The sequence below is a fragment of the Ruegeria sp. F11 genome, assembly GCF_056533855.1.
Genome location: NZ_JBQFOW010000031.1, coordinates 1 through 12,207 on the forward strand (window position 1 = coordinate 1; position 12,207 = coordinate 12,207).

The following is a 12,207-nucleotide window of genomic DNA, read 5'->3' on the forward strand; positions in this document are numbered from 1 at the left end:
AGGAAACGCCGGATGACCGCAATCGCGTTTCGGACATGCCAGACGACATGGGTCTAAAGGCATCCGAATGACCGACCGTTCGAAACAGGAAGATCAGTCCCACGCAAAAGCGCGCCGCGCTCGCGGAGAGTTCGTGCGTGGCGTCAGCGGTTTCAGAAACGCAATCGGCGATCCGGATTTCCCGCCTGAATCCGGACGCTATCACCTGTTTGTCGCCCTGAACTGTCCCTGGTGTCACCGCGTGACCTTGGCCCGCAATGTGCTGGGCTTGCAGCACGGCATCTCGATGGACGTGCTTTTTCCGAACCGCACGGGCGAGGACGATCCTGACGGCCCCAATCACTGGCAGTTCGCACCTGACAAAGTGGCAGCGCTGACCGGCACCGTCTTGCCGGAATGCACGGCTGAAACCGGCACAGGTCAGGGTTTCAGGCTGGTCCGTGACATCTACCGCGCAGAAGGCGCGGACGAACGTTCGGTTCCGATACTCTACGACAAAAAGACAAACCGCATCGTCAACAACGAAAGCGCCGAGATCATTCGCATGCTGGATGCCCATGTCACCGCATTGGGCCGTCCGAAAACCGAACCCTTGCGGCCGAGGCTCTACCCCGACGATCCGACCCTTCGACGTGAGATCGACGCGCTGAATGAACGGATCTACGTCACCATCAACAATGGCGCATACAAAGCCGGGTTTTCCTCGGATCAGGCCGTCTATTCCAACGCGTTCACCGCATATTTTGAAGCTCTGTCCTGGCTTGAAGCGCATCTTGCCAAAGATGAACGCCCGTTTCTGACCGGCAAGACCTTTTCCGAAGCCGACCTGCGCCTTTTTCCGACGTTGTATCGGCATGATCCGGTCTACTATCTGCGTATGAAGCTGAACGGTGCCAGGGTCCTTGACTACCCCCACCTGTGGCGCTGGCTGTGCCGTGTTCACAGCCTACCCGGCGTTGCTCAGAGCAGCTCTCTGGACCATTGCCGGCAGGGGTATTTCGGGCGCAGCTGGAACGGAGTCATACCCTTGGGTCCCTTCGAGCCCATGGAATACCCCCAGGCCTATGCGCATCCGGAATTGGCGATGCGCGACCGAAATATACCCGAATAGTCTTGTTGGGACCTGTAGAATGGCAGTTCAGGTCGCGCCGGACCTTAGCGCGCGCGTGAATTTGCAGTATGCTGGCTCCTGTTCCAGCCGACAAACACCACGTCAGATGTGCCGTATCCCTTCGTCACACGGGTGTTGAGAAAAGCTGGCACATTTGGCGTTAATCACCAACCAGAAAGGTAGCCCATGTCTTTCTCCGACCGCTTTTCCGTTTCGCGTCGCCAGTTTCTCGCAACATCTACCGCCAGCGTCGCGGCCATCACATTGCATCCATTCTCGGCTGCAGCGGCCAACAACCAGGCACATTTGCGGATCATGGAAACCACCGACATCCATGTCCACGTCTTCCCCTACGATTACTATGCAGACAAACCCCGCGACACGGTGGGCCTGTCCCGCACGGCCTCGATCATCAATGAGATCCGGTCCGAGGCGACGAATTCGCTCTTGGTTGACAATGGCGACTTCCTGCAGGGCAATCCGATGGGCGACTACATCGCTTATGAGCGCGGCATGAAGGACGGGGACAGCCACCCGATCATCACCGCGTTCAACACGGTCGGTTACGATGCGGCCACGCTGGGCAATCACGAATTCAATTACGGTCTGGATTTCCTGGACAAAGCGCTGGCCGGGGCCGAGTTCCCGGTGGTTCTGGCGAATGTGGCAAAACAGAAAGGCGCAAACCCGCGCGACGACAAGACCCTGGTGCCGCCCTACGCCATTCTCGACCGCGAGATTGAAATGGGCGACGGCACCCAACATCCGATCAAAATCGGCGTTATCGGTTTCACACCCCCGCAGGTCATGAATTGGGATCGCAAGCATCTGGACGGCAATGTCGAAGCCCGCGACATTATCGAGACCGCTCAGGCCTATGTGCCCGAGATGCAGGAACAGGGCTGTGACCTGATCATCGCCCTGTCGCATTCAGGGATTGGGGATGCCAGCCACGCAGAAGGCATGGAAAACGCGTCGGTCGTTTTGGCAGGCGTCGACGGGATCGACGCGCTGGTTACAGGTCACAACCACCTCGTTTTCCCGTCCCCCACTTTTGCCGACCGTCCGGGCATCGATGTGGAAAAGGGCACTTTGATGGGCAAACCCGCTGTCATGGGCGGCTTCTGGGGTTCACATCTTGGTCTGCTCGACCTGCTGCTGGAGCGGGACGGGACCGCGTGGCGCGTAGTCACGACAACGTCCGAGGCGCGCCCGATTTCCAAGCGCAACGAAGATCGCTCGGTAACCGCGCTGGTCGGGGATGATCAGCGGGTGCTCGACTCGGTTGCAAAGGACCATGACGAGACGCTCGCCTATGTCCGTCGCGCGGTTGGCAAAACTTCGGCCCCGTTGCACAGCTATTTCGCACTGGTCGCCGATGATCCGTCAGTGCAGATCGTGTCGATCGCACAGAAATGGTATGTCGCGGAGATGCTGAAAGGCACCGAGCACGAAGCGCTGCCGATCCTGTCGGCGGCCGCGCCCTTCAAGGCCGGTGGCCGTGGCGGCCCGGACTACTACACCGATGTTCCGGTTGGGGATGTTGCCATCAAGAACGTGGCCGACCTGTATCTGTACCCCAACACCGTGCGCGCGGTTCGCGTGAACGGGGCGCAGGTTCGCGGCTGGCTGGAACGGTCCGCCGGTATGTTCAATCAGGTCGAGGCAGGCTCGACCGACGCAATTCTGCTGAACCCGGACTTCCCGTCCTACAACTTCGATGTGATGGACGGTGTGACCTATCAGATCGACCTGTCCCAGCCTTCCCGCTTCGGCCCAAAGGGCGAAGAGATCAACCCCGATGCCGCCCGGATCGTGAACCTTGCCTTCAATGGCGCACCGGTCACGGATGACATGGAGTTCATCATCGCCACCAACAACTACCGCGCCTCTGGCGGCGGCTCTTTCCCGGGTGCGTTGGGAGACACGGTTGTGTTTGAAGCCCCCGACACCAACCGGGACGTCATCGTACGCTATATTGTCGAGCAAGGTACAATCGACCCGAAAGCAGACGCCAACTGGTCCTTCGCTCCGCTTGCGGACACGACCGTATTGTTCGAAACCGGCCCAAAGGCGCGGGACTATATGGAAGACGTCAAAGGGGTCTCGATCGAGGAAGCCGGAGACGGCGCAGACGGTTTCGCCGCGTTCCGGATCAAGCTCTGATCCGATAGATCGGCACCTTCGTCAGAAAAGCCCGCCACCGGATGAAACCAGTGGCGGGCTTATGCCGAGTTGTTTTCGCAGCCCAAACCGGACGCGGAACGAATACCGCGATAGGCTCCGGTCACTGTCTTACTTGTCAATTCGCTTCAGCCGCGCGCTGGCCAGCGATGGCGACAAGACCCCGATCGCCGGTTTCCCACAGGGCGGTCATTGTCATCGACGTGACAACCCAGCGGTCGTCCGATTTCTCAAGCTCATAATCATAGCGCCCGCCCAGAACCCACAAGCCATCGTCAAGACGGTGGGTTGCCGTGAAATCGGCCTGCGCTGTGGCGGATATATCGGACAGAGAGGTTACCGTGTGATTGGCCACCATATGGTGCGTTGCATCGAAACCGGGCAGAAAGGCGGACCAACCTGCCACAAGCTCGTCAGCGGGTTGTGTGACCGGGTCGCCGCCCCAGAGGCTGGTGTAATCCGTCGTGACGGTATCGGCGAAGGCACCGCGCACGCGGGTCCAGTCATGGCGATCCGCGCCCGCCGCGATATCGGTGATTGCGGTCGAGATGCCTGCCTGCTGCTCGGCAAAAGCTGCGGTTCCGATCATCGAGACGACCGCAAGGGTCGATGCGAGTTTTCTAGGCATAAGGATGCTCCGAATAGATGAGGGCGGACGCCGGACGATTGCTCGGCGTCCGGACAGGGCTTAGTTGCTCGAACCGGCGCGGAAGTGGTCAGCGACGGTATCCGCCGCGCGGGTCACATCCTCGGGGTTGTCGTAGAAGTCGAACTGCGTGACATCCTCCAGCCATTGCGCGGTCGCATCACCTGCGAAACCGGCAAGGAAGGTCTGTACGCCCTGCGGGATCGCCGCGCTTTCCGAATGCACAATGGCCAGCGGCTTATCCAAACGTTGCGGATCGTCGGCAGGGTGATAGGTCAGCCAGCCTTCCCAGCCCGCATTGTTCCACTTGTCGTCATATTCCGGGATCGCGCCGCGGTCGGCCTCGTAGTAGTATCCACCGATTGGCATCAGCACGCCCTCGGCCCCCTCGGGACCGGCGGCGGGGATGATCTGACCCCCTGCGGCCTCGGCAGCGTGGGAGACCTCGATCAGCCCGGCGACACCGTCAGCGCCGCCATAGACCGCCTCGACGATCTCGGCGTTCTGCAACCACGGTGCAACCAGACCCAGCCGCTGAACCAGTGGGTTGCCCGACACCGCATCGACCATGTACCCGGCCGAGGCACAGATCCCCAAACCGTTGATGTGATCGGCGTCCACTTCGGGCAGGGTCGCGACGAAATCGATTGCTGCTTTGATGTCCGATGTCTTGGCCTCGGGGCTTTCAACGAAACGCACGTTGTTCGGCAGATCGCCCGATTTGCCCCAGCCACGGAAATCGAAGGTGAAGGCAGCAAAGCCGCGTTCGGCCATCTCACGCGCATAGTTGGCGGGCATCTGTTCCTGAACCGAGGTCCATGCCCCGGTTACGACAACGGTCGGCAGCGGCTCGGCCCCGCGCTCCTCCGGCAGGTACAGCGTGCCGGACAGGGTCGCGCCTTCGTTCTCGAAGGTGACGCTGCGGGTTTCAACCTGCGCGACGGCGGCTGTCGATGCCATCAAGGCGGCGGCGGTGGTCGTAGCGAGGGTGTTCATAGCGGTATCTCCCAAAATCTGTCTGGATGGGCACAAGCCCGATGACACCCGAGATACGCTGTAGGCGGCAGGGAAACTTGCACCGGACTGCCGTGTTTTTGAAAGATTCTGCTTCAGAGAGCCCGCGCTGCACGGAACGCGCGCGGGGTCTGGCCCACCACCTGTTTGAAACTGCGCGTAAAATGCGCCTGATCCGAGAACCCGCAGGCCAAGGCGATATCCCCCAGAGGGCGCGCAGGGTCCTCGATCATCTTCATCGCCTGCTCGACCCGGTAGGCCATGACATATTGCATAGGGGTCGAGCCCAGCGTTTCCTTGAACACCCGCGCGAAATGCGAGGGGCTCATGCCCGCCTCAGAGGCCATCTGATCGACGGTGATCGTCTGATCCAAACGGTCCTGCACATAGGCAAGCACCCGTTGATAGTGCTGCGAGGTAAAGCGCGCCGACAGTTCAACCTCTTCCGCGCGGCGTTTGCCGTATTTCTGCAGCAGTTTGACCAGAAACACCCGGCTCATGGCTTCGAACATCACCGCCGAGGACATATCGTCGGTCGCAAGCGCGTCGCGCAGAATAACTCCCGCAGCGCATAGGTCAGGATCAGAAAACTGCGGCTGGTCGTGAAACTGTTCCGGGGCCAGCAGCATGCCAAGCTCGGACTGCGCAAAGCGCTGGACCTTGTCTGGATGCAAGGTGATCACGATCACATCGGACTGGCCGTACCACCGCCACCCCGACCGCATGCCTGCCGGGGTCACGATGACCTCGTCCTTGCAAAAGGTGAAATCCCGCAGCGTGCCGTCGCGCCAGTTTTGAACACGATGCCCCTTTTCCTGCAGGTTCAGAAGGACGTGGTGTTCCGAAAACACCTCTTCCGGCATCCGATCAGGTTCGGCCCGAAAATACCGCACGGACATCAACCCCGCCGCCGAAGGACGCTGCATCGCATCGCTGTTGAGCAAAGGCTCTGACGGATAGATATCAGCGTATCTTAGGGGCAATGAGCGGCTCCGGCTGGCAATAGTCGATATGTGGGGTCTGCACGCACAGGGTCAAACGCTTTACCGGCGCTTGATATGGTCGATGAACAGCCTGAGCGGCATCATCGACCGGTATTCACGCGGGAAATACATGAAAATACCGGGGGTCGGGCCCAAATGATCGTTCAGAACCGGTTGCAACTCTCCCGAAGCAATCTGCGGGGCGACATAGGCGCTGAACGTATAGACCAGCCCAAGCCCTCGCTTAGCCAGATCGACCGAGGCTGGAAGGGCGTTTGCGATCAGATTGCCCTGAACATCGACGGAGTACTCCCCCTCGCTCGATTGAAAGCTCCACGGCGCAATCTGGCCCGAGGACGGGAACCTGTAGCGGATGCAGTTATGCCCCAGCAGGTCTCGCGGCGTTTCCGGAACCCCTCGGGTCGACAGGTAGTCCGGGCTGGCCACAACGGTCACAGGCAACGGCTGTGTCAGCCGCACCGCCACCATGTCTTGTGCCACGCGGTCCCCCAAACGGAACCCGGCATGCAGTTCCTCGCCCAGAATATCCGATAGCGCATCGGTCAGGGACAGTTCCAACTCGATCTCGGGATATTCGGCGCAAAAGCCCTTGAGGATCGGACCGACATAGAGGTGATAGGCAAATTCCGGCATTGCCAGCTTCAACGTACCGCGCGCGGCGTGACCGGTGCTGCGCGCGCTTTCCACGGCCTCGGACAGTTGATCAAAGGCGGGCCCCGCGCCACGGATCAGGGCGCGCCCGGCTTCGGTCAGACTGATGGATCGCGTTGTGCGAATGAAGAGCGCGGTGCCCAACTGCTCTTCCAGTGCTTTCAACTGGTGGCTGACGGTCGAGGGCTTGATACCCAGCGCCTCGGCCGCAGCACGCAAAGACCCGTGGCGCGCGATGGCGGTAAAGATTTCAAGCGTGGCAAGTGGCAGGCGCATCCTGTCCTCGAATAGCTCAATTAATCGATATCATACATGAAAGTAGTGCTTACAGGGTGAATTATCGCGCTTAGTCGAGATTATTACCTTTGTGTCACCACATATTCAGGAGGACACAAGATGCACACTCTGACCAAAATTGCTGCCCTCACCGCCGCTCTGATCGCAGGAGAGACCGCCCTGGCCGCATCCCCCGAAGACAATATCAAGGTCGTGCAGGATTTCTTTGCCGCCTATGGCGCCAACGATCTGGACGGCATCGCAGCGGTGATGGACGAGAACGTCAAATGGCACATCCCCGGCCGCCACCCCCTGTCTGGCACCAAGACTGGTCGGGACGAAGTGCTGGCCTTTTTCGAACAACTGGGCGTCGCGGGGTTTCAGGCCGAACCCATCTATTTCGGCGCGGACGAGACCCATGTGGTCGATATCCACCGTGGCTGGTCGAACGCCGATGGCAAGCCGAATGTCGATACGACATGGGCGCTGGTCTACCGGATCGAGGATGGCAAGATCGTCGAGGCGACCAACCTGTCCGCCGATCAGGACGCGGCCAACACGTTTTTCTGGTCCCAATACTCGCTGGCCCCGGTGCCTGAACGGCTGGCCGATTAACCCGGCCGGCTGTTCACCCATTATTCCGCAACATTCCTGCAAGAGGCTAATACATGAAAACCCTCGTTCTCACCGCTCATCCGGACCTGAGCAAATCGCGGATCAACCGCGCCTGGTTCGACGCCCTGTCTGATGCATCCAACGTAACGACGCGCGATCTGACCGCCATTGGCGGCAGCGAAATGCGCTTTGACATCGAAACTGAACAGGCGCTCTTGCTGGCGCATGACCGGATCGTGTTTCAGTTTCCCTTCTACTGGTATTCGGCACCCCCGGTGATGAAAGCCTGGATGGATCAGGTCCTGAGTTACGGCTTTGCCTACGGTCCGGGCGGCGATCAACTGAAAGGGCGCGAATTGCTGATCCTTGTCTCGACCGGCGGGCCCGAGCACAGCTATCACGCGGGCGGCTACAACAACTTTACCATGGCCGAGTTTCTGAAACCGTTTCAGCAAACGGCGAACCTGTCGGGGATGACCTATCTGCGGCCCTTCGTGGCGCATGGGATGGCGGTGGCGACCCTGGAACAGATCGACGAAAGCGTGCCCCGTATGCTGGCCTATCTGAGTGATCCCGAACTAGACCCCCAAGTCAGACAATCGCGCTTGCTCAAGCAATTGGAAGATGATCCCACCCTTGCGGCGGCGGTCAGCTAACGCCCACCTGTCCCGCGCCGGATCGAAAACTGCAAGCCTGCAGTCCGGCGCGGGTTCTTTCGCGGCCTGTGATCGGTAGAATGCCGGTGCGGAAGCAGATTGCGAGAACACCGTGACCCAGATTGATGACCTGACCCATTGGCTGATTTCCCAAGGCCGCTTGCTTGGCGATGAAACGCAAATCGTCCAGGGCTATTGCGAGGGTCTGGTGCAGCTTGGGGTGCCCTTGTCCCGCGCACGCATTGCGCAGAATTACTCCAACCCGCTGCTCAGCGCCTGGGGCATCATCTGGACACCTGAAGAAACCCGCCGCTACACCGTGGCGACAACGGTTCTGGCAACCAGCGCCTGGCACGGCAGCCCGTTTGAATATGTGGTCACCCAGCGGCGCCCCTTGCGCAAACGCCTGACCGATATCGACCTGACGGCGGAACATCCGGTCTATGCCGAGCTTGCCGAGACAGGGGCCACCGACTTTCTGGCCATCCCGCTGGAGCATGGCAACGGATCGGTTCAGGGCACCAGTTACACCTCGAACGCGGCGGCGGGGTTTTCGGACCAGCATGTCCGGTACATCGAAGACACACGCTACGCGCTTGCCGCTGCCCTGGAGCCCATCGCGATGCGTCAGTCGCAAAAGAGCCTGCTGCAAACTTATCTGGGTCATGGCCCTGCCGAGGAAATCGGTCAGGGGCATATCAAACGCGGGGAACACAAGACCGTCACCGCTGCCATCCTGTTCGCCGATCTGCGCGGCTTCACCGAAAAGGCCCAAACCTGGCCCGAGGCTGACTTGCTTGCCATGATGGGAGAGTATTTCGAGATGGTCGTGTCCCCCATTCAGGATCAGGGCGGCGATGTGCTCAAGTTCATGGGCGACGGCATTCTGGCCGTTTTTGATGTGGATGACAGTGCCCAGACCTCTTGCTTGGCGGCGGTTCGGGCGGCGCACCAAGCCTTGGCCAACCTGCGCACCTACAACGACACCGCCGCAGACAAAGGCCTGGAGGCCATAGAATTCGTAATCGGCATTGATTTCGGCGAGGTCACCTATGGCAACATCGGCAGCCCCGACCGCCTGGATTTCACTGTCGTCGGTCAGGCCGTGAACGTGGCCAGCCGCGTTCAGGACCTGTGTAAACTGCTGGGCGAAAAGGTGCTCGTAACCCAGAGCGTCGCGCAGCATATGACCGATGACGCCCAGTCCGTCGGCCGCCATTCCATCCGAGGCCTGCGCGCCGATATTGAAGTGTTCAAAGTCTTATCAAACTATTGGTGATTTCATCGGTCTGCTGAAAACGCTTGGTTCAGCCGTATCGGTGACGACATACTGTCCGAGCCAGATCGCCGAACGCATCGCGCAACCGGCTTGTGTTTCTTCGGAATGTTATGATATCACGTTGCAAATCAAAGGACCAACCGCCCAGAAAAAGCGAGATATCCCCCAGCCATGACCGATACCCGTCTTCCCGTTACCGTCCTGTCCGGCTTTCTTGGGGCTGGTAAAACCACCCTTTTGAACCGCGTTCTGAACAACCGCGAAGGTCGGCGCGTTGCCGTCATCGTCAATGACATGTCCGAAGTGAATATCGACGCCGACCTCGTGCGCGCGGAAACCGAGCTTAGCCGCACCGACGAGACGCTGGTGGAAATGTCCAATGGCTGCATCTGCTGCACCCTGCGCGATGATCTGCTGGCCGAAGTGCGGCGGCTGGCTGCGGAAGGGCGGTTCGACTATCTGCTGATCGAATCCACCGGCATCTCGGAACCTTTGCCTGTCGCCGCGACCTTTGATTTTCGGGACGAAGACGGCAACAGCCTGTCAGATGTCGCCCGTCTGGACACGATGGTGACCGTTGTGGATGCGGTAAATCTGCTCAAGGACTTTTCCAGCCATGATTTCCTGCGCGACCGGGGCGAAACTCTGGGGGCCGAGGATGAGCGAACCCTGGTCCACCTTCTGACGGATCAGATCGAATTTGCCGATGTGGTCATTCTCAACAAGGTCGGTGATGCGGGGTCGGAACGCACCGATGCCGCGCGCAAGATCATCCGCAGCCTGAACGCGGATGCCCGGATCATCGAAACCAACCATTCGCAGGTCGCCAGCGACGCCATTCTAAACACCAGCCTCTTTGACTTCGAAAAAGCGCACCAGCATCCAATGTGGGCGAAAGAGCTTTACGGTTTTGCAGACCACGTTCCGGAAACCGAAGAATACGGTGTCTCGTCTTTTGTGTACCGCGCCCGCCAGCCCTTTGAGCCCGAGAAGATTCTGGCCCTTTTGAACGGCGACCTGCCCGGTGTGATCCGGGCCAAAGGGCATTTCTGGATCGCAACACGGCCGCAATGGGTTGCAGAATTCTCATTGGCCGGGGCGCTGTCGAGCGTCCAGCCGATCGGAACCTGGTGGGCCTCGGTCCCCGAAACGCGATGGCCGGAACACCCTTCGGTGCTGAGCTACATCAAACAGCACTGGTCCGAGCCCTGGGGTGACCGAAGGCAGGAACTGGTCTTTATCGGCGCAGGCATTGACTGGCCGCGACTGAGATCGCGGCTGGATGACTGTTTGCTGCCAAAGACCGTCGCGTCCGGCCCCGACACATTGCCGACGGACTTGCCGGATCCGTTCCCGCTGTGGCGCAGGGTGGAGGACGCCGCATGAGCTATGTTCGCACAGAAATCAAAAACGCCGCCGTCGGTGTTGGCATTGCCGACACGCCCGAAGGGTTGGCCCGGATCGGAATGCCCGGATGCGCTGCTGCAATCTGGCGACGCCAGATCGGTTCGGCTTTTCAGGCATGGATCAATGCGCTCGACCCGGCACACCTGCCCAAAGGGCGTCTGATCCTGCGTCCAACGGCCGTGCCCGAGGCGGTTCAGCATCTGTACGAGATCGCAGCCATGGAAAACACAACCCACCGGAGCTGGCTGGAAAACGATATCGCCGATCTGGCGACCCGGTTTGCCGATATCATGCGAGCGCCCTATCTGCGGCTTCGTCTGGACCCGATCAGCACGAACGCCTGCCGGAAATTCCACATCGACGCGATCCACGCACGCCTGATCTGCACCTATCGGGGCACCGGCACGCAATACGGAATATCGCGTGATGGTCAGGAGCCAAAACGGGTCTTCACCCTCGCCACCGGAGCCCCGATGATCATGCGCGGCACGCTTTGGCCGCAAACCCCATCACCCGGCCTGTTGCACCGTTCACCGCCTATCGCGGGCACTGGCGAAACGCGTCTGGTCCTTGTGCTTGACCCTGTTTTCGATCTGGATGAGGTCGACTAGCGGGCCTTGCTGCGCGAAGCTACCGTATTTTCCAGCCGTCAATCAGCCCGACCGCCGCCTCGGCGTAGCTTTGCGGAAACTGGTCCGTGGTTCGGGCTTTCATGATCGTATGAAGGCCCAGCAAAAGGCCGATCAGCACCCGTGCGGCCTCATCCGGGTCAACCTCGGACCGGATGGCCCCGTCTGTCTTGGCCCGGTTTAGTATCGCCGCGAACCGCCCCTCCAGCGTGGTCAGGTAGCGCTCGATCCGCGCGTTGACCTCGGGGTCAGAGCGGTCGAATGAACTGATCGAGTTAAAGGCAAGGCACCCCGCATCTTCGATCTTTGGCATCCGCTCGGCCGAGGCGATGCCCCGGAACCAACCGGCCAGATCATCCAGCGAATAGGTTTCGGGATCAGGGAAATACCGGGCCTCGGCGTTTTCCAGATAAGTGTCCAGCGTCTTTAGGAAAAACTTCTCTTTCCCCCCATAGGTGGTTTGCAGCGTGAACCGGGTGAGCCCCGTCTCGTGCTCAAGCTCTCGCGTGCTGGCACCGTGATATCCCCGCCGCCAAAACAGGTCCAGCGCCCCTGCCACTGCACTGTCGTGATCCGTCTTGCGTTTGCGCGCCACAGATTTCTCCTTGCTTTTTCTATCCATGTGGATAGTAATCAGTTCCTATCCACATGGATAGCATTGCGGACGCGCGGCAGCAAATGCCGTGTGGCCCACCTGAACCGGAGACCTGACATGACCGCCATCAACCCGACGCC

The 12,207-nt window shown here is 60.0% G+C and carries 12 protein-coding genes; 7 read left to right on the top strand and 5 right to left on the bottom strand.

Annotated features, from left to right (window positions below; translation table 11 throughout):
* Positions 1–67: 67 nt before the first annotated feature.
* Together ACR0NJ_RS21025 and ACR0NJ_RS21030 are read left to right on the top strand one after the other, a co-directional pair.
* Complete coding sequence (locus ACR0NJ_RS21025) at positions 68–1,111, top strand: glutathione S-transferase C-terminal domain-containing protein (RefSeq protein WP_480819043.1); 1,044 nt, start codon at positions 68–70, stop codon at positions 1,109–1,111.
* 186 nt (positions 1,112–1,297) lie between these two features.
* On the top strand, positions 1,298–3,277 hold the full coding sequence (locus ACR0NJ_RS21030) for a bifunctional 2',3'-cyclic-nucleotide 2'-phosphodiesterase/3'-nucleotidase (RefSeq protein ID WP_480819044.1): 1,980 nt from the start codon (positions 1,298–1,300) through the stop codon (positions 3,275–3,277).
* Positions 3,278–3,413: 136 nt separating this feature from the next.
* Here ACR0NJ_RS21030 and ACR0NJ_RS21035 read toward each other — a convergent pair whose 3' ends face one another.
* The 4 genes from ACR0NJ_RS21035 to ACR0NJ_RS21050 form a co-directional block, all read right to left on the bottom strand.
* Positions 3,414–3,923 (bottom strand): nuclear transport factor 2 family protein, encoded by a 510-nt coding sequence (locus tag ACR0NJ_RS21035; protein WP_480819045.1) that lies wholly within the window; start codon positions 3,921–3,923, stop codon positions 3,414–3,416.
* 60 nt (positions 3,924–3,983) lie between these two features.
* Complete coding sequence (locus tag ACR0NJ_RS21040; RefSeq protein WP_480819046.1) at positions 3,984–4,937, bottom strand: alpha/beta hydrolase; 954 nt, start codon at positions 4,935–4,937, stop codon at positions 3,984–3,986.
* Between the two features lie 113 nt (positions 4,938–5,050).
* Entirely contained in the window at positions 5,051–5,938 is an 888-nt protein-coding gene (locus ACR0NJ_RS21045; protein ID WP_480819047.1) for a helix-turn-helix domain-containing protein, read from the bottom strand.
* 60 nt (positions 5,939–5,998) lie between these two features.
* Positions 5,999–6,886 (bottom strand): LysR family transcriptional regulator, encoded by an 888-nt coding sequence (locus tag ACR0NJ_RS21050; RefSeq protein ID WP_480819048.1) that lies wholly within the window; start codon positions 6,884–6,886, stop codon positions 5,999–6,001.
* 120 nt (positions 6,887–7,006) lie between these two features.
* Between ACR0NJ_RS21050 and ACR0NJ_RS21055 the strand changes: the two genes are divergently transcribed.
* The 5 genes from ACR0NJ_RS21055 (at position 7,007) to ACR0NJ_RS21075 (ending at position 11,454) form a co-directional block, all read left to right on the top strand.
* Positions 7,007–7,501 carry a nuclear transport factor 2 family protein gene (locus ACR0NJ_RS21055; RefSeq protein ID WP_480819049.1) on the top strand — a complete coding sequence of 165 codons (495 nt, stop codon included), beginning with the start codon at positions 7,007–7,009 and terminating at the stop codon, positions 7,499–7,501.
* Between the two features lie 53 nt (positions 7,502–7,554).
* On the top strand, positions 7,555–8,157 hold the full coding sequence (locus ACR0NJ_RS21060) for an NAD(P)H-dependent oxidoreductase (RefSeq protein ID WP_480819050.1): 603 nt from the start codon (positions 7,555–7,557) through the stop codon (positions 8,155–8,157).
* 112 nt (positions 8,158–8,269) lie between these two features.
* Positions 8,270–9,436: an adenylate/guanylate cyclase domain-containing protein gene (locus ACR0NJ_RS21065; RefSeq protein WP_480819051.1), complete on the top strand. Its 1,167-nt coding sequence runs from the start codon at positions 8,270–8,272 to the stop codon at positions 9,434–9,436.
* A gap of 171 nt (positions 9,437–9,607) precedes the next feature.
* The gene (locus tag ACR0NJ_RS21070) at positions 9,608–10,822 is read left to right on the top strand and encodes a GTP-binding protein (RefSeq protein ID WP_480819052.1); all 1,215 of its coding nucleotides are present in this window, start codon (positions 9,608–9,610) and stop codon (positions 10,820–10,822) included.
* Positions 10,819–11,454 carry a DUF1826 domain-containing protein gene (locus ACR0NJ_RS21075; RefSeq protein WP_480819053.1) on the top strand — a complete coding sequence of 212 codons (636 nt, stop codon included), beginning with the start codon at positions 10,819–10,821 and terminating at the stop codon, positions 11,452–11,454. The genes ACR0NJ_RS21070 and ACR0NJ_RS21075 overlap by 4 nt, the downstream gene beginning before the upstream one ends.
* Positions 11,455–11,473: 19 nt before the next feature.
* On the opposite strand, the gene ACR0NJ_RS21080 is transcribed toward ACR0NJ_RS21075, so the two are convergent.
* Entirely contained in the window at positions 11,474–12,067 is a 594-nt protein-coding gene (locus tag ACR0NJ_RS21080; protein ID WP_480819054.1) for a TetR/AcrR family transcriptional regulator, read from the bottom strand.
* Positions 12,068–12,207 lie beyond the last annotated feature (140 nt).

Coding starts and splice junctions, on each gene's coding strand:
- ACR0NJ_RS21050 (WP_480819048.1), bottom strand. CDS start 6,886: ATGCGCCTGCCACTTGCCACGCTTGAAATCTTTACCGCCATCGCGCGC.
- ACR0NJ_RS21030 (WP_480819044.1), top strand. CDS start 1,298: ATGTCTTTCTCCGACCGCTTTTCCGTTTCGCGTCGCCAGTTTCTCGCA.
- ACR0NJ_RS21055 (WP_480819049.1), top strand. CDS start 7,007: ATGCACACTCTGACCAAAATTGCTGCCCTCACCGCCGCTCTGATCGCA.
- ACR0NJ_RS21075 (WP_480819053.1), top strand. CDS start 10,819: ATGAGCTATGTTCGCACAGAAATCAAAAACGCCGCCGTCGGTGTTGGC.
- ACR0NJ_RS21025 (WP_480819043.1), top strand. CDS start 68: ATGACCGACCGTTCGAAACAGGAAGATCAGTCCCACGCAAAAGCGCGC.
- ACR0NJ_RS21035 (WP_480819045.1), bottom strand. CDS start 3,923: ATGCCTAGAAAACTCGCATCGACCCTTGCGGTCGTCTCGATGATCGGA.
- ACR0NJ_RS21040 (WP_480819046.1), bottom strand. CDS start 4,937: ATGAACACCCTCGCTACGACCACCGCCGCCGCCTTGATGGCATCGACA.
- ACR0NJ_RS21060 (WP_480819050.1), top strand. CDS start 7,555: ATGAAAACCCTCGTTCTCACCGCTCATCCGGACCTGAGCAAATCGCGG.
- ACR0NJ_RS21070 (WP_480819052.1), top strand. CDS start 9,608: ATGACCGATACCCGTCTTCCCGTTACCGTCCTGTCCGGCTTTCTTGGG.